Genomic DNA, 17,174 nt, shown 5'->3' with positions numbered 1-17,174 from the left:
CTTCCTTCAGGGTGGTTAAGATATATTAATATATCTAACACGGGCAGGAGCCGGAGAAGCGGAGGAGAGTCCAAGTGAATCCAAAATGGTGGAAAGAAAGCGTCGCGTACCAGATTTATCCGATCAGCTTCATGGACAGTAACGGTGACGGGATCGGTGATTTGCGCGGGATTATATCGAAGCTCGATTATTTGCAGGACCTGGGTGTAGATGTCATATGGGTATGCCCGATTTATAAGTCACCGAACCATGACAACGGCTATGATATCAGTGATTACTGCGATATTATGAAGGAATTCGGGACGATGGAGGATTTTGACGTGATGCTGCGGGAGATGCATTCCCGGGGGATGAAGCTGATGATGGACCTGGTATTGAACCACACTTCCCACCAGCATCCATGGTTCATAGAATCGCGGAGCTCGAAGGACAACCCCAAGCGGGACTACTATATATGGCGGAAAGGTAAAAATGGCGGCCCCCCGAACAACTGGGAATCCTATTTCAGCGGTTCGGTGTGGGAGCTTGATCCGCAGACGGATGAATATTATCTGCATCTATACTCCAAATATCAGCCCGATTTGAACTGGGAGAACCCAGCGGTGATCGACAAGCTGCATGAAATGGTGCAGTGGTGGCTGAAAAAAGGCGTCGACGGCTTCCGGTTTGACGCGATTGCCCATATCGTGAAGGCGGAGGGCTACCCGGATGCCCTGAATCCCGGCGGAACGGCAACCGTACGCGCCTATGATATGTTCTCAAACCTCGCGCATGTGCACACGCTCCTGCAGAATTTACATGACAAGGTGCTGTACTTCTACGATATTATGACGGTCGGGGAGACGTCGGGCCTCGGACCGGAGCAGGCGCTGGATTATGTCGGCGACGGACGCCGCGAGCTGAATATGACCTTCCAGTTTGAGCATATGAATCTGGATTGTGCGGCTCCGGGCGGAGGGAGATGGGATACCATCCCCTGGAGTCTGCATGACCTCAAAAAAATCATGAGCAACTGGCAGACCGTTCTCCATAACCGGGGGTGGAATGCCAATTATTTGTGCAATCATGACCAGCCGCGCTCGGTATCACGGTTCGGTAATGACCTTTACTACCGAATTCCTTCAGCCAAAATGCTGGCGACCTTCATTCATATGCTGGAGGGGACACCGTATATTTACCAGGGTGAAGAAATCGGCATGACGAATGTGGCCTTCGAGTCCATCGATGATTACCGGGATGTGGAAACGCTTAATTACTATGAGGAAAAGCGTACCCAAGGCGTCTCTGAGGCTGACATCATGGCGGCGATCCACAAAAAAAGCCGGGATAACGCCCGCACGCCGATGCAGTGGGACGCCAGTGAGGATGGCGGCTTCACCACAGGCGTACCGTGGATCCGCGTGAATTCGAACTTCCGTGAGATCAATGTGGCCAGTGCGGTAAAGGACCCTGATTCGATCTACAACTACTATAAAAAGCTGATCCAGCTGCGGAAAAAGCATCCGGTCATTGTCTACGGTGAATACGCGCTGCTGCTGGAGGACCATCCGGAGATTTATGCTTATACCCGGACCCTGGAGGATCAGCGTCTCCTGGTCATTCTGAATTTCTTTGAGCATGAGCCGGTATTCGAGCTGCCTGCGGATTTTGCGGCCGGGAAGCAGGAGCTGCTGATCTCCAACTACCCTCCTGTTAAAGAAGAGGATCTGACCCGGCTGAAGCTTCGGCCTTATGAAGCAAGGGTATATTTAGAACGGCATAGATGAGTTCATTGAGAAGAGTAGGCCTACCGCGTGAAATATGGCGGAAAGGCGACTCTTCTTTGAGTTTACAGGGAAAAGGGGTTACAATCGTAACCATATTATACATAGAGAGATAATTGCAGGAGTGCGGGAGGAGAAGGAAGATGAGTGAATGGTACGAGAAAAGCTTCGGAGAAGATTATTTGATTGTATACCGGCACAGGGATTTCTGCGGAGCCCGGCATGAGGTGGAGCAGATGATCGGCTGGCTGGAGCTGCCGCAGGGAGCAAAGGTCCTGGATCTATGCTGCGGCATGGGCCGCCATTCGCTGGCGCTTGCCGAAGCGGGTTATGAGGTAACAGGCGTTGACCTGTCCGAAACCCTGCTGCGTGAAGCCCGTGCCCAGGCTGGTGCCGGGGCAGTGACCTGGGTGCAGTCCGATATGCGCAGCCTGCCGCTCCCCGGCGGTTTTGATGCAGTAGTTAATCTGTTTACTTCATTCGGCTATTTTGAGGAGGATGAAGAACAGGTGAAGGTGCTGCGCGAAATTTACCGTATGCTGGAGCCAGGCGGCAGGTTCATTATAGATTTTCTGAATCCGGCGTATGTCATCCGCCATCTTGTACCGCATTCCACGCGTGAGGACGGGGATAGTCTGATTGACGAGTCCCGCCGGATTGAAGACGGTTATGTGAAGAAGGATATCCTCCTTACCTCCCGAGGGGATGATACGCCCCGTAAGTATCACGAGCGTGTGAAGCTCTATCCGTTGGAAACGTTCCGCAGGCTGATTGCCGCCGCCGGGCTGGAGCTTCAGGATGTGCATGGCGATTACGATGAAGGGGAGTACGATGAGGAACATTCGAAACGGATGATCTTCGTTGGTGTCCGTCCTTAGATGGTTTCAGGCAGAAGACTCAAAGAGGGCGGTGAAGGAGCCATGCGGAAGGCACAGATAAAGGCTTGGGAGAGCGGCATCCTTCAGGTATCCGTGCCGATGGATCCGCCGCTGCGTCAGGTGAACTGTTATATTGTGACAGAGCCGGAGGGCGGCATCACGGTGATTGACCCCGGTCCCCATACGCAGGAGGCGGAGCTGGCCTGGGAGGGCGTGCTGGACGAGCTGGATTTATCCTGGGACCATATACAGAAAATTGTGGTTACCCATCATCATCCTGACCATTACGGACTGGCGGGCTGGCTGCAGTCCCGCAGCGGCAGCCGGGTATGGATGTCGGAGAGGGCCCACGCCGAGGCCGGGATGTCCTGGGGCGGGGTAGCGACTCTTAATGAGGCGCTGCCGCTGCTGTTCCTCCGGCACGGTATGCCGGAGGAATGGATCCGGGGGATCAGGGAGCATCTGGTGAGCTTCCTGCCCCAGGTTACCCCGCAGGCGGAGATCAGCTATATTGACCTTGCGGTGCCGCTTGTAATGGGCGGCCGGGAGTGGACGCCGGTTCTGACCGGCGGGCATGCGCCGGGTCATGTGTCTTTGTATGAGGCCGGCAGCGGGCTTGTGTTCTGCGGCGATGCAATTCTGCCGCAGATCTCGCCCAATGTCGGCCTGCAGCCGGGCAGCGATCCGCAGCCGCTGCAGACGTTCCTTGCGGGGCTGCGCGCGCTGCGCAGCCTCAGGGTGAGCCGTGCGTTCCCGGGCCACCGGGAACCGTTCACGGCGTGGACGGAGCGGGCGGACAGCCTGCTCCGGCACCATGAAGAGCGGCTGGATACCGCCGCTCAGCTGCTGGACAGCGGCCCGCTCAGCGGGTTCGCGGTCTGCGAAGCGCTGTTCCGCAGCCGCGTGTCCAGCGCGCATCAGATGCGCTTCGCCATGAGCGAGGCGCTGGCGCATCTGACCGAGCTGGTGCGCCGGGGGCGGGCAGCGGAGCTTGCGCCTATGCCCGGCGGGCCGGTCCTGTTCGCGGCTGCGGACAGGTAGGGCGGGCTGCGCTCTGCCCGGCGGCGGCCCCGCCACCCGCGGCAAGTATACATGCACAGCCAAAAGCCATGCCACAGAGCACCGGGAGCATCCCGGCCGGTTCATGTGGCCATGGCTTTTTTAGTTAGCTCAAGTCAGTCCGTTTAACTGCACTTCGTACAGTAAAAAGCAGCAAAAGTTACACCCATAACACTGTAATTGCATTCCGTGCTATTAAGTATACGGGAAAAGGCTCAGAAGCAGCGCAAGCAGATTTTTAGTTGTACCAAGTACAATTAAAGCTGATTTACAGCCTTATTTGCTTGATTTAATTGCGCAAAGTACAACTAAATGAATCGCCCGGTTACTCCAGCCCATCCTCCGCCGCCAGCTTTCTGGCGGCTTCTTCGGCATCCTCCGGGGCATGCGGGAGGCCGAGCTCCTGCTCGCGTTCCGCTTGCTTGCGGTGGGCAATGCGGCTGCTGGCGGCAGCGGCCACTGCGCCGACGATGTCGTCCAGGTAGGTGTGAATCTGCCCGGTGGTTTTATCGTTCAGCCGCTCCAGCACACCGGGCTTCAGCTTGTCCACGTAACCATAGTTGGTGAAGCCGATGCTGCCGTATACGTTCACAATGGAGAAGGCAAGGATTTCATCCACTCCGTATAAGCTCTCATCATTTTCGATCATATCCTGCAGCGGGGTGAACAGCTTGCCTTCCTCTGCCAGCACATCCAGCTGAATCCCGGTCAGTACCGCATTCTGCACTTCGCGTTTACTCAGCACCATTTCTACGTTATGGATACATTCCTCGATCGTCAGATTCGGATAATATTTTTGCTGCAGAAACAAAACAAGCTCAGCGATCTCTTCTATCGTCACGCCGCGCTTATGCAGCCAATACTTGGTCGCCTCGGCAACCGCTTTGCTGTTAAGACTGTAAGGGTTTTTGATATTCGCCATACTCATCAGTCACCTCATCGGAAGGATAGGTTGATTATTTGAATTGCCACTATTATAACGGCTGCTGCTGCGGTTGTCTAAAATGCAGGAAGCCTAGTGAAAGCTTGCAGGACTTACAGGCACTTGCGGCATTGCATTAGTTTTTGGAGCTTGTCCGTGTAATAGGATCTGCTTTGTCCAACAATTTAGGATAAGCCGTTGTTATTTTTTGGGCACAGGGCTCGTATACATAGCAGTACAAACTGATCTTAGCATTGAAAGGGGTAATGATTCATGAAGCATATGAACACAGTCCGCGGGTTGTCTGCGGCTTGTCTGCTCACGGTTCCCATTCTTTTGTCCGGCTGCGGCCTGTTCGGCTCGGAATCGGCATCGGTTGATCCGCCGCCGGGAGAGATTGAGGCGCAAATGCTGGAAGTCAGTGACAGCACAACGCTCGATACCGGGGTGTTTGGGCCTGTTGCCGGTGAAGGAACCGCAGCGGAAGGCAGTACTGCGGATAAAGCGGAAGCTGCCGCACCCGGGGAACGGACTACCGTGTTTCTCAAGGACGCTAATGGTCTGCTAGCTCCGGTATCTCTTGCCCTTCCGGACGGCGATAATGCGGCAATGCTGAAGGATTCACTCACTGCGCTGGTGAGCAAAGGGCCGTATGCATCCGCATTGCCGGAAGGCTTCCAGGGCGTGCTTCCGGCAGGGACAGAAGTGAAGAATGTCTCCGTGGACAAAGACAAACTGGCCGTAGTTGAATTTAACTCGGCGTTTAACGACTACAAGGCTGCCGATGAACGCAAGGTCCTGGAAGCCATCACCTGGACATTGACCGGCCAGGAAGGCATTCAGGGTGTACAGCTCTGGGTAGACGGTAAAAAGCTTACAGAAATGCCGCTTTTGGGCACACCGCTGGATCGTCCGCTGTCACGCGCCTTCGGGATCAACCTGCCGAAGAATGGCCCGATGCAGATGAACCTGAGCGCGGTTACGGTATATTTCTCCGCAGCTACGCCTGACGGTACCCACCAGTATTATGTTCCGGTCACACGTTTTGTACCCGCCGGAGAGGACAAGGTGAAGGCGGCACTGGGAGAGCTGATCGCCGGACCGGAGTCTACTAACGGCCTGGAGACGGCAATGACCGGGGGAACGGTGTTAGATTCCGTGGAAGCCGGGCAGAATGGGGTAGTTACCGTATCCCTGACTGACGATATGTTCACAGACGGCAAAAATGTGCCGGAGGAAATGCTGGAATCCGTGGTGCTGACGGTAGCGCAAAATGCCGAGGATGCTCCGGTCCAAATCCGCCTGAACGGACTTGAGACGGTCACCGGAACCAACAACGTGGACTATGGCAAGCCGGTCTCTGCTCCGGAATATGTGAACGCGCTGCCGCTGTAAAAGATTTTATCAGGGCTAAAAGATGCTTTTGTGCCTGCTCTTTGATAGAATAAAGTTTGCTAAGCGAAAAACGGATAACGTCCTTCCCTGGATGTTATCCGTTTCTCGCTCAAAGTAGAGAATATACATCCCGCTAGGCGGGAACTTTCATCACAACTTTAGCTATTCAAGATGCAGGAGGAAGAAAACATGAGATCAAACGGACGTAACGACGACCAGCTCCGGCCGCTGACAATAACCACCCAAACGAATAAATATGCTGAGGGATCAGTTCTGATTGAAATGGGAGACACGAAGGTCATCGTCACCGCTACGGTGGATGAGAAAGTCCCGCCGTTTCTGAAAGGACAAGGCAAAGGCTGGGTAACCGCTGAATATTCGATGCTTCCCCGGGCGACCCAGACGCGCAACCAGCGTGAGGCGGCACGCGGCAAGCTGACCGGACGGACGATGGAGATCCAGCGGCTGATTGGCCGGGCGCTTCGTTCCGTAGTCAATCTTCAGGCGCTCGGCGAGCGCAGCATTACGCTGGACTGCGACGTTATCCAGGCGGACGGCGGCACGCGGACAGCTTCGATCACAGGCGCTCTTGTGGCGATGGCGTTTGCCATTAACAAAATTGCGCTGCAGCATAAGCTGAGCGTTTTCCCGATTACAGATTATCTGGCTGCGATCAGCGTCGGTGTGGTGGGCGACAAAACGCTGCTTGATTTGAACTATGAAGAGGATTCCAAAGCAAAAGTCGATATGAACGTAGTCATGACCGGCGGCGGGGCATTTGTTGAAGTGCAGGGCACCGGCGAAGAGCGGCCGTTCACCCGCCAGGAGCTTGACCAGCTGCTAGGTCTTGGGGAGAAAGGCATCTACGAGCTGATTGCCGTGCAGAAGGAAGTGCTCGGTCCGATCGCGCTCAAAATCCCTTCCGGCCAGCCTGGCCAAGAGGTGTAGCATGAACGCCGGCGGTGGAATTCTGATTGTCGCAACCAAAAATAAAGGTAAGGTCCGTGAGTTCCAGCATGCCTTTGCGCCGCTTGGACTGACCGTGAGGAGTATGTTCGACTACCCGCAGCTGCCGGATGTAGTGGAAGACGGGACAACCTTTGCCGAGAATGCATTCAAAAAATCCAAAGCGGTCGGCGAGGCCCTCGGGCTGCCTGTACTGGCCGATGATTCCGGTCTCTGTGTCGATGCGCTGGGCGGCCGCCCGGGGGTCTACTCGGCGCGTTATGCCGGAGAGGACGCCCGGGATCAGGATAATAACCTCAAGCTGCTGAGCGAGCTGGAAGGACTGAAGCAGGGTGAGGATACCGGCCAGCCGCTGCTCAGTCCCGCCCGTTTCGTCTGTGCCTTGTCGCTTTATGATCCGGCGGACGGCCAGGAGCTGACGGCGGAAGGCACAGTGGAGGGCTGGATTACCTCTGAGCCGGCGGGTGGCGGAGGGTTCGGCTATGATCCGCTCTTTTACCTTCCCGAGTATGAGAAGACGATGGCTGAGCTGACGCTGGAAGAGAAGCAGAAGATCAGCCACCGGGGAATGGCGCTTAGGCTGCTGACAGATAAGCTGGCCGCGAAGCAGCGGATGTAGCGGGTGTTACGGCTGCGGGTAAGATCACAGTAAGCGTTGCACCTAAATCTATTTGTACCAATCAGAGGCCCTATCTGCAGTCAGTCAGGTGGGGCTTCTTTGTGTCCTATTGTGGAAATTGTAAGGCGTTTTTGCAGAAATGCGGCTCTGTATTCATAAGCTTCCACCAGCTGAAATATAATGATGATGCCGCTGCCCGGTTTTTAACATTTATGGAACGTAAGTGCCTTTGATTTCGTTATAGTAGTATATAGCGGAAGGTGGTGGGTCACCGATGGATGTCTGGGCGTTATGGTTAATCATTGCCGGCGTCTTGTTTGTTGTAGAAATGTTTACGTTTACATTTTATTTGTTATGGCTCAGTATCGGAGCTTTGGCGGGCGGTGTGGCAGCAATCTTGTTTCCGGAGGCAATATTCCTGCAGGTGGTAGTAGGTTCATTTGTTGCTTTAGGGCTGACGGTATTTACCAAACCTCTGGCCGCCAGACTCCGGAGTTCCCGGGGGTTCAAGGATACCGGGACGGAGATCGTCGGCAGACAGGGGCTGGTCGTGGAACCGATTGTGCCGGGGCGTTACGGGCAGGTCAAAGTAGGCGGTGATACGTGGAGTGCAACGTCCACAGAAGCGCTGGGCAAGGATCAGAAGGTTATCGTTGTTAAAAGAGGTACCACGATTATTGAAGTAGAACGATGGGGGGACACGTACTGATGGAATTAGCCATTTTAGGAATTATCGTTGTCGTTGTCGTAGTATTTATCGCACTGACGATCAAAATCGTTCCGCAGCAAAGGGTAGGCGTTGTCGAACGGCTCGGGAAATTTAACCGCCTGCTTACACCGGGTCTGAACATCCTTATTCCGGTTATCGATCAGGTACGGACGTACCATGATTTGCGGATTCAACAGGCCAATGTGCCGCCGCAAACGGTCATTACGAAGGACAACGTACAGGTGCAGATTGATACGATCATCTTTTATCAGGTGGTAGGCCCCGAAGAAGCGACTTATGGGATCTCCGATTATGTATACGGGGTACGCAACATCTCCACGGCAACAATGCGCCAGATTATCGGGAAGCTTGAGCTGGATGAAACCCTGTCCGGCCGGGAAAAAATCTCCTCGGATATCCGGCTCGCCCTGGATGAAGCGACGGAAAAGTGGGGCGTACGGATCGAACGCGTGGAGGTCATTGATATTAAGCCGCCGCTCGATATCCAGGAAGCGATGGATAAGCAGATGAAGGCAGAACGCAGCAAACGTGCGATTGTCCTTGAGGCGGAAGCCGCCAAGCAGGATATGATCCTGCGCGCAGAAGGCGACAAGCAGAGCAAGATCCTGAAGGCTGAAGGTGACAAGGAAGCGCGTATCCGTCAGGCGGAAGGCTTGCGGCAGGCGCAGGAGCTGGAAGCGCTCGGTCAGGCCAAGGCGATTCAGGCAGTGGCGGAAGCAGAGAAATCGCGTATCCAGCTGATCAGCACCGCAGGGCTGGATGAGCGGGTGCTGGCGTACCAATCCTTTGATGCGGTGAAAGAAATCTCCAAGGGAGCAGCCAACAAAGTGTTCCTGCCGACCAGCGCTGTCGAAACGCTTGGCAGTCTGGGTGCAATCGCTGAGGTGTTCAAGGCCAGCAAGGAGAGCAAATAAGCAGGAGGTTTTACAATCGCGGCACATTCCGTTAAAGTAAAAGCAAACCTAAATTAACTGTGGATGCTTATGCAGCACAACTTTAAGGAGAAGATACTGTGACGCAAAAAGATATTTCTCCGCTGGTGGAAGCGCTGGGGCTGCAGCCTCACGTTGAAGGCGGATGGTACAAAAGACTTTGGAATTCTTCCTTCGAAATCCCGCACGAAACCCTTGGCGGCAGCTACTCAGGTCCAAGAGCCTCAGCGTCGTCTATTTATTTCCTGCTTCACCCGGGCGAAGCTTCGGAATGGCACACTGTGCTCTCAGATGAAATCTGGCTGTGGCATTCCGGCAGTCCGATTGTGCTCAGTCTCGGCGGCAGCGGCGAACAGCCGGAGAACGTTACTGAGGTCGTTCTCGGCATTGACGTTGCAGCCGGCCAGCAGCCGCAGGTGGTCATTCCGGCAGGTGTCTGGCAGGCGGCACGGCCGCTTGGCGATGAGCCGGTGCTGGTCTCCTGCATCGTATCGCCGGAGTTTCATTTTGACGATTTCAAGCTGATCGAAAAGTAAATAAGTGGGGTGGAGCGTCTACTGTGATTGCAGTGGCGCTCTTTTTTTTGAGGTGCGATCCGCGCTTTTGGCGGTACCGCAGCAATCTGCTATACTGTTCTTTGCATCCGGCTGATTACACAGTCTCTATAAAGGTTAAGGAAGTTTGATCAAACTATTCAAGCTTGGAGGGTGAACCATGAGCGAAATGAACGGACCGTTTACAGGTGGGCCTACATTGAATGACGGAGTAACGATGCCGTGGCTGGGTCTTGGGGTATGGCAGACCAAAGACGGCGAAGAAGTCATCCATGCGGTGAAGACGGCTATTGAAACAGGTTACCGCAGCATTGATACAGCGGCCGGATATAATAATGAAGAAGGTGTCGGACAAGCCATCCGGGAATGCGGGGTGCCCCGGGAAGAGCTGTTCATCACAACCAAGGTGCGCAATCCCGATCAGGGCTACGAATCCACGCTGAAGGCCTTCGAGGTGAGCCGGAAGAAGCTGGGGCTGGATAGGATTGATCTGTATCTGATCCACTGGCCGGTGGCCGGCAAATACCGGGATACCTGGAAAGCGCTGATCCATCTGCAGAAGGAGGGGCTGGTCAAATCGATCGGCGTCAGCAACTTTCAGACGCATCATCTGCAGGATATTATTGATGACACCGGAGTGGTGCCTGTAGTCGACCAGATCGAATTCCATCCGCTGCTGACCCAGCGTGAGGTGCTGAAATTTGCTAAGGCGCATGACATTCAGGTTGAGGCCTGGAGTCCCCTCATGCAAGGCAATCTGGATGTGCCGCTGCTGAAAGAATTGGCGGAACGATACGGCAAAACTGTCGCACAAATTGTGCTGCGCTGGGATTTACAGCAGGGTGTGATCACGATTCCGAAATCGGTGCATGCCGAGCGGATCGTCGAAAATGCCGGATTCTTTGACTTCACCCTGAGTGACGATGACGTCAAGGCGATTGAGGATTTGAACCAGAATCACCGGTTCGGTCCGGATCCGGATAACTTTAATTTCTAAACCGGATCAATCGCGGCTGTTGGCTGTAATAAAAGACAAAGAGCAAGTCACAGGAATGTGACTTGCTCTTTATTTGTCTTGCTCGGATAAGTGGAGCAACTGTTAAATTCTCTCCCTTTGCCGTTTACAGCCTGGGCGGTTGGCTGCGGCGTCTGCCGAGGGTCCGCATCAGCAGGACACCATGTAGAATGACCAGCATACTGCAGACCATCGCCATTACCTCAGCAGCCTGGTCGCTGGCGGTCAGCAGATCAAAAATGCCATGCCATACGATGACAGGAAGGATGCTCCAGCGGCTTCCCGCACAGATCCAGGCCAGCACGACTGAACCATAAGTCAGGCTGATCGCCCAGCCTATGATCCCAAATCCCATTCCAAGGTAGCTTTCGTTGAACCAGAAGGCAGGCAAATGCCAGGCCATCCAGATCAGCGCCACCAGCAGAGCAGAGGTGAACAGGGAGTAGCGCTTATGCAGCGCGGGCAGCAAATAACCGCGCCAGCCGCTCTCCTCACCGATACCGAAGGTCAGCATCCATATCCCTGAGGTCATCCAGATATTAAACTGCGGCGGAAGATCGGAGGTCAGGCCGAACCTGTGCATATCCGGCATACTCCCCGTGATTAGTGTATGGGCCAGCACGGCGACCGCCCCGTAAGCAAGCGGCAGACCTGCGGCAATCGCCAGCCACCTTTTAGGGAAAGCGAGAGAAAATGCGGTTTTGCTCCAAGCGGCAATTCCTCCTCCACCCGGCAGCTGCAGACTGATCAGGGTACCGAGCAGCGGCCCGAAGGAGCCCAGATAGAACTGTCCGGGCAGCACCGGTATACCGGCTGCAAACTGCTTATTCAGCAGGAGCGGCAGCCAGCACAGCCAGGTGAATCCAAAGGCGACAAGCATAAAGGGAAGCAGTTTTTTTGCGGGCGGAGCAGCCGGTTTTACAGAGGTTGGCATAAAGGACAATACCCCTTTAACGAAGATATGTTTATCTATAGTTGTAGAGGTTTTTATCCTATCCCGCTGTGGGAATAATCACGGGCATCCTCCTTTAACCGATCGAAACGTTGTACGTTTTCAGCCAGAGATTTACCTGAGCCAGATAAGCGAACAGCTGCGGTCCGGACATCAGCTGGCCGAACCAGGGCAGATTGCTCGACGATTCCGGCGATGCCGCGATTTCGCGGATTTTGGCCGGATCGATGAACGGCAGGATCGGAGAGGAGGAATCATCGAGAATACTCAGCATCTGTGTACGTACGGCGTTTAAATAAGCGGGATTATGGGTTTTGGGATAAGGGCTTTTTTTACGGTAGAGCACATCATCCGGCAGTACGCCCTCCAGCGCTTTGCGCAGAATGCCTTTTTCGCGGTTGCCGACGGTTTTAATTTCCCAGGGAATGTTGAACACATACTGCACCAGCCGGTGATCGCAGTAAGGGACACGGACTTCAAGCCCTACACCCATACTCATCCGGTCCTTGCGGTCCAGGAGCGTAGGCATGAACCGGGTAATATTGAGGTAGGACATCACGCGCATTTGCGCCTGTTTGCCGGTCTCCCCGTCAAGCTTCGGAACCTCAGCCACGGCATCGCTGTAACGGTCGCCCAAATATTCCAGCGGACGTATCCATTCCCTGACTTCGGGCGACAATAGTTCTGCGCGCATTTTGGGGGCCACAGACCAGGGGAACGTCCCGGAGGACAGCATCTCTTCCCGGTGGAACCAGGGGTATCCGCCAAAAATTTCGTCAGCCGCTTCCCCCGAAATGGCTACGGTCGCATTCTTTTTAATTTCCCGGCAAAATAAATACAGCGACGAATCCACATCGGTCATCCCTGGCAAATCGCGCGAGTAGAGGGCATTATCCAGCGCCGACACCAGCTCCGGGGTATCAAAAGCGACATAGTGGTGATTGGTGTTCAGTTCATCAACCATCCGCTTAATCCACGGCCCGTCTGCTCCGGGCTGGAAGGTATGGCTTTTGAAATGCTTATCGTTATCGACATAATCGACGGAATAAGTGTCCACCTGTCCTTGGCCGCTGCGGTTGTAATAATCAACGGCGAGCGCGGTCAAGGCGCTGGAATCCAGGCCGCCGGACAGCAGGGAGCAGACCGGAACGTCGGAGACGAGCTGGCGCTCCAGCGTATCCTGCAGCAGTTCGCGCACCTTGGCGGCTGTTTCATCGACATTATCGGTGTGATTGTAGCTCTCCAGTTCCCAGTAAGCATACTTACGGATTCCATTCCGGTTATAAATCATGGCATGACCCGGGCGAAGCTCGAATATATCTTTGTATACACCCTGTCCCGGTGTGCGGGCCGGACCGATGATGAAGATTTCTGCCAGACCTTCCGGTCCGACCTTCGGCTGAACCTTGGGATGCTGCAGCAGCGCTTTGGGTTCAGAGCCGAAGACAAACACATCATCCACCTGGCTATAGAACAAGGGTTTCACGCCAAGCCGGTCACGTGCCAGAAACAGATGCTCGCGTACGCTGTCCCAGACTGCAAAGGCAAAGATTCCGTTCAGCTTCTCGGTGCAGTCAGGCCCCCATTCCATGTAGGCGTGGAGCAGAACCTCCGTGTCACACTGGGTCAGGAAGCGGTGCCCGCGCTGTTTGAGCTCGCTTTTGAGCTCGCCTGCATTATACAATTCGCCGTTATACACAAGGGCATAGACCTGTTCGTCATGACGGGCGATCATCGGCTGTGCGCCGTTCTCGGGGTCAATCACGCTGAGCCTGCGGTGTCCAAGGGCACAAGGCCCTGATATCCACGTTCCGGCCGCATCGGGTCCGCGGTTGGATAAGGTTTCAGTCATTTTTACGAGCAGCTGCGAGTGCTGTGTTAGGTCGCCGCGCCACTGGATAAATCCGGTTATTCCGCACATGTCGTTTCATCCTCTCTTTTTGTGCGATTGTTGTCCAAATATAAGAATGGATATGCTTTACGCAAAAAAATGATCCTTATATTTTCGCTGAAACGGTTGTGGTCCTTTGGAGACGGCGCAGCCGGTTCCACTTGTTTCTTTTTTGCCAAGTAATACAGATATATGCCGATTGAAGGGATAAAATGTATGTCCTTATCCGAACACTAGGGAGAGGGAAATTTGCCAGGAGGGATGATGACAAGTGTATTACATTAAAGACGCCAAAATCCGCAGAATGACCGAATATGACGGTGCGCCTTGTGCCGAAGTAGGGGTATTGCCGGGAGCTGTAGGCGATTCCGCGCTTTTGGTGTACATTGTTGAAGACCAGCGTGAGGAAGGGTACGAAATTGTGCGCATTCTGACGAATGATGCGGACACCGAAACCGATTGGTTTGATAACAATATGCATGATGCCTTCCAGGATGTGACAGTCAGCGCGTTTACCGGCAGTATTGTCATGAGTCCGGAGGATGAGCGGTCCAAGTTCCAGCGCGAGCTGCTCATCTTCGGCCATCTGAAAAAACAGCTGGAGGAGCACTTCCGGCAAGTTACGCCAGGACGGCATTAAGGGCTGCAGCATAAGCTGCTGCCTCTGCTCCGGCAGCGGAAAGCGGGGAAAGTAAGCGGTGCTCTGCGCCGCTTCATCCGCTGCCGGGGGCAGAAATTGTTTTTTCTTTGTCTCCAGCCTTGAAAAATTATCTCAATGAGGTATAATAAATAACGTTGCGTTAATACATAGTGTTAATAATCAGTCCTGTCGTCGACATGTCCCGGTAGCTCAGTTGGATAGAGCATGCGCCTTCTAAGCGCACGGTCGGGGGTTCGAATCCCTTCCGGGACGTCACCAAAACAGCCTTCCTTCGGGAAGGCTGTTTGTGCGTCCGGGGGATGAGAAACCCGGGTGGGGGGGCGTTGGAGCATAAGCATCGTTAGGATGACATCGCAATCAGCCCGAAAGGGCTGCATCCCTTCCGGGACGTCACCAAAACAGCCTTCCCCCGGGAAGGCTGTGTGTGCGTCCGGAGGATGAGAAGCCCGGGTGGGGCGTTGGAAAGGTCTTTTTTTACGTCCGGAAGTTATAAATGTACTTTGTGCAGTTAAAATTATCTTTTTGCCCGGTGAAACTAGTCTAACTGCACTTTGTACATTTAGATTTCCTTGAATCGCAAGTAAAGGTCAAATTCATCAAATTTAACTGTATGAAATACAATAAGATTCAAAAGCGCCTATTTCCTCCGATTCTAGTTGTACGAAATACAATTGAAATTCGCTGCGCTGTATCCCCGATTCATCACACGCTTATACTTTAACCACAGGCACCATCAAGCAAGCTTTCAGCACCCGGGTCTCCTAGTATGCCAGTGTCTCATCCGCTAACCTCCTTAGCTCCCCGGTCTCTCGGCTATATTTTTTGAGTAACTCTGTTTATCTCCAGTACTACTAGCTTGACAGTCGAATTATCTTACAGTTCCCTCAATTTACCCTCCACTATAAACATATTTCGTATCCGTCTGACAAAAGCTCTGACGCTACATCCGTTCCGGCTTCGGCAGTCCCAGCACCTCCAGCACATCCCCCAGCGTCTCCTGGAATTTGTACGTTAGCCAGAGGCGGAAGGAGATCCGGGCAGCTTCACCTTTTAGGATCGGGCAGGCTGAGTAAAAGTTGTTAAACAGTGAAGCCAGAGTATGCGCATAGTTGCAGATTGAATTCGGCGTCAGCTGAACGCTTGCACTGTAGAGAGTATCCTGCCAGGTGCTGAGATGTCTCAGCAGTGCAAGCTCCGCCTTTTCCAGCGACGGCGGGAATTCCGGGAGAGCGTCCGCTTGTTCAACATTAACAGGAACAACAGCTTTGCTGAGCACACTGCCGGCCCGCGCGTAGGTGTACATCAGATACACTCCCGTATTGCCGGAAATCTCTGTGGCCTGCTTGAAATCAAAAATAATTTCTGTCCCCAGATTGAAGCGCAGCAGATAATAACGGATAGCTGCGGTGGCGATGAGCCGGCTGGAGAGGCCGGTTTTATCAGACCGGGTGGTTTCAATGGTATGCTCCATCAGCTGCACCAGCTCGGTGACCTTGATGCCGATACCCTGCCTGCCGGACATGGCGTAAGAGGATTTGCCCTCCGTGGTGTCGATACCAAGCTCCGCTGCGGAGGCGGGACTGAGTGAAACAACGCCATAGCTCACATGATGCAGCTTCTCAGCCTGCTCCTTGAACCCCAGCACCTCCAAAGCCTGCTTGACCATCGCCTGCGGATATTCCTGTCTGTAGTCGATGACGTTGACCACCCTGTCAGCCCCTCCAAAAGGCAGTTGCTCCCCGGTTAAACCCGTCGTCCAAAGCCCGGTATTAAACTCGCTGTAGGTGAAATCCTTATCCAAAAGTCCGAACTTCCAGAGATGATAGGCAATATCTTTGGCGGTATAGGTCAAAATTCCGTTCGAGCGCACCAGCACCTTATCTTTGTGATGCTCCTCAGCATCTGTCCCTTCTTCATCCTCCACAGGCTGCTTCAAAATCCAGCAGCCCGCAAGCTTGCCCTCCGTCTCCTGCACAAACACTTCCGTCTGTTCCAGCAGCGCAAACGCGGATGACCAGAAGCCCTCCTTCACAATGCTGCTCTCCCAGACGAGCAAATCATAGCGGATGCCGAACCCCTTCATCTCCTCCACATGCTCTTTGACAATCCGCTCCGCAACCAGTTTGCCCAGCCAGGCCGTATTGGCGTTCCCTTCTTCCAAAGCATGCAGTATCTCCGTCCGTTTGTGCACCGTCTCAGGATGCAGCGCGTATTCCTTGTTCACACCGGCATATATATCCCAGCAATAATCACCAAAACGCACATGTTCACCCGCAAGCGGCACATTCAATAGCCCAACCACCGTATCTGCCAGCTGATTACCGAGATCGTCCACATAATTATGGACCTCTACGTCGTACCCGGTTTTACGCAAAATTCTTACCAGCGCATCCCCGATACAGGAGTTTCTCAGGTGGCCTATATGCATCGATTTATTGGGATTGACAGAGGTATGTTCGATGATAACCTTTTCCCCTGCAGCTGCGGGCAGTTCAAACCTGCGTCCGGCCCATACCCGCCATTCTATGTACAGATTAATGAACCCCGGTGCCGCGATGTCGATATGTTGAATTAATCCTCCTAAATGTCCTGACTGACGTAGCTCGGTTGTTATCAGCTCTGCAATGACCATAGGGGCTTTGCGCAGTACCTTAGCCAGCTGCATGGCAATGTTGCTGGAGTAGTCGCCGAAATCGGGATTAGCGGGCTGTTCAAGCACAATCACTACCTGTTCTGCACTATCAGCACCGAGGGCTGTAAATACATGACTTACGCTCTTTTCCAAACTGTCTTTGATAAGCTGGCTTAACATGGGTATGACCTCCTGTAATGTTGAA

General features: G+C 53.8%; 15 protein-coding genes and 1 tRNA gene. 12 read left to right on the top strand and 4 right to left on the bottom strand.

The window, feature by feature from the left end; genetic code table 11:
* Positions 1-74 precede the first annotated feature (74 nt).
* The 3 genes from AQR02_RS23205 (at position 75) to AQR02_RS23195 (ending at position 3,682) form a co-directional block, all read left to right on the top strand.
* Positions 75-1,766, top strand: a complete 1,692-nt coding sequence (locus AQR02_RS23205) for a glycoside hydrolase family 13 protein (RefSeq protein ID WP_054942785.1) — start codon at positions 75-77, stop codon at positions 1,764-1,766.
* A 140-nt stretch (positions 1,767-1,906) separates the two neighbouring features.
* The gene (locus tag AQR02_RS23200) at positions 1,907-2,641 is read left to right on the top strand and encodes a class I SAM-dependent methyltransferase (protein WP_054942784.1); all 735 of its coding nucleotides are present in this window, start codon (positions 1,907-1,909) and stop codon (positions 2,639-2,641) included.
* 42 nt (positions 2,642-2,683) lie between these two features.
* Positions 2,684-3,682 carry an MBL fold metallo-hydrolase gene (locus AQR02_RS23195; RefSeq protein ID WP_054942991.1) on the top strand — a complete coding sequence of 333 codons (999 nt, stop codon included), beginning with the start codon at positions 2,684-2,686 and terminating at the stop codon, positions 3,680-3,682.
* A gap of 343 nt (positions 3,683-4,025) precedes the next feature.
* Here the strand turns inward: AQR02_RS23195 and AQR02_RS23190 are convergent, their stop codons facing one another.
* Positions 4,026-4,622 (bottom strand): phosphatidylglycerophosphatase A family protein, encoded by a 597-nt coding sequence (locus AQR02_RS23190; protein ID WP_108722092.1) that lies wholly within the window; start codon positions 4,620-4,622, stop codon positions 4,026-4,028.
* 273 nt (positions 4,623-4,895) lie between these two features.
* Between AQR02_RS23190 and AQR02_RS23185 the strand changes: the two genes are divergently transcribed.
* The 7 genes from AQR02_RS23185 to AQR02_RS23155 all read left to right on the top strand — a co-directional run bounded on the left by AQR02_RS23185 (position 4,896) and on the right by AQR02_RS23155 (position 10,815).
* Positions 4,896-6,017: a GerMN domain-containing protein gene (locus tag AQR02_RS23185; protein WP_054942782.1), complete on the top strand. Its 1,122-nt coding sequence runs from the start codon at positions 4,896-4,898 to the stop codon at positions 6,015-6,017.
* Positions 6,018-6,206: 189 nt separating this feature from the next.
* The gene (gene rph / locus AQR02_RS23180; protein WP_054942781.1) at positions 6,207-6,965 is read left to right on the top strand and encodes a ribonuclease PH; all 759 of its coding nucleotides are present in this window, start codon (positions 6,207-6,209) and stop codon (positions 6,963-6,965) included.
* Position 6,966: 1 nt separating this feature from the next.
* A complete protein-coding gene (locus AQR02_RS23175; RefSeq protein ID WP_054942780.1) occupies positions 6,967-7,602 on the top strand; it encodes an XTP/dITP diphosphatase in 636 nt (211 codons plus the stop codon).
* 274 nt (positions 7,603-7,876) lie between these two features.
* Positions 7,877-8,311 carry an NfeD family protein gene (locus AQR02_RS23170; protein ID WP_054942779.1) on the top strand — a complete coding sequence of 145 codons (435 nt, stop codon included), beginning with the start codon at positions 7,877-7,879 and terminating at the stop codon, positions 8,309-8,311.
* Complete coding sequence (locus tag AQR02_RS23165) at positions 8,311-9,246, top strand: SPFH domain-containing protein (protein ID WP_108722091.1); 936 nt, start codon at positions 8,311-8,313, stop codon at positions 9,244-9,246. The genes AQR02_RS23170 and AQR02_RS23165 overlap by 1 nt, the downstream gene beginning before the upstream one ends.
* A gap of 98 nt (positions 9,247-9,344) precedes the next feature.
* On the top strand, positions 9,345-9,800 hold the full coding sequence (locus AQR02_RS23160) for a cupin domain-containing protein (RefSeq protein ID WP_054942778.1): 456 nt from the start codon (positions 9,345-9,347) through the stop codon (positions 9,798-9,800).
* A 178-nt stretch (positions 9,801-9,978) separates the two neighbouring features.
* Positions 9,979-10,815, top strand: coding sequence for an aldo/keto reductase (locus tag AQR02_RS23155; protein ID WP_082452038.1), 837 nt, complete (start codon positions 9,979-9,981; stop codon positions 10,813-10,815).
* Between the two features lie 124 nt (positions 10,816-10,939).
* Here AQR02_RS23155 and AQR02_RS23150 read toward each other — a convergent pair whose 3' ends face one another.
* On the bottom strand, positions 10,940-11,767 hold the full coding sequence (locus AQR02_RS23150) for a CPBP family intramembrane glutamic endopeptidase (protein ID WP_054942777.1): 828 nt from the start codon (positions 11,765-11,767) through the stop codon (positions 10,940-10,942).
* 94 nt (positions 11,768-11,861) lie between these two features.
* Positions 11,862-13,706 carry an asparagine synthase (glutamine-hydrolyzing) gene (gene asnB / locus AQR02_RS23145; protein WP_054942776.1) on the bottom strand — a complete coding sequence of 615 codons (1,845 nt, stop codon included), beginning with the start codon at positions 13,704-13,706 and terminating at the stop codon, positions 11,862-11,864.
* Between the two features lie 241 nt (positions 13,707-13,947).
* Between asnB and AQR02_RS23140 the strand changes: the two genes are divergently transcribed.
* Positions 13,948-14,316 (top strand): hypothetical protein, encoded by a 369-nt coding sequence (locus AQR02_RS23140; RefSeq protein ID WP_054942775.1) that lies wholly within the window; start codon positions 13,948-13,950, stop codon positions 14,314-14,316.
* Between the two features lie 199 nt (positions 14,317-14,515).
* A tRNA-Arg gene (locus AQR02_RS23135) sits at positions 14,516-14,589 on the top strand.
* 688 nt (positions 14,590-15,277) lie between these two features.
* Here AQR02_RS23135 and AQR02_RS23130 read toward each other — a convergent pair.
* Positions 15,278-17,149, bottom strand: coding sequence for an arginine--tRNA ligase (locus AQR02_RS23130; protein ID WP_054942774.1), 1,872 nt, complete (start codon positions 17,147-17,149; stop codon positions 15,278-15,280).
* Positions 17,150-17,174: the final 25 nt, after the last annotated feature.

Origin of the sequence: Paenibacillus ihuae (assembly GCF_001368795.1) — a bacterium.
GTDB lineage: Bacteria > Bacillota > Bacilli > Paenibacillales > Paenibacillaceae > Paenibacillus_AQ > Paenibacillus_AQ ihuae.
The sequence above is the reverse complement of the archived record's forward strand: the minus strand, read 5'-3'. Positions and strand labels throughout refer to the sequence as shown.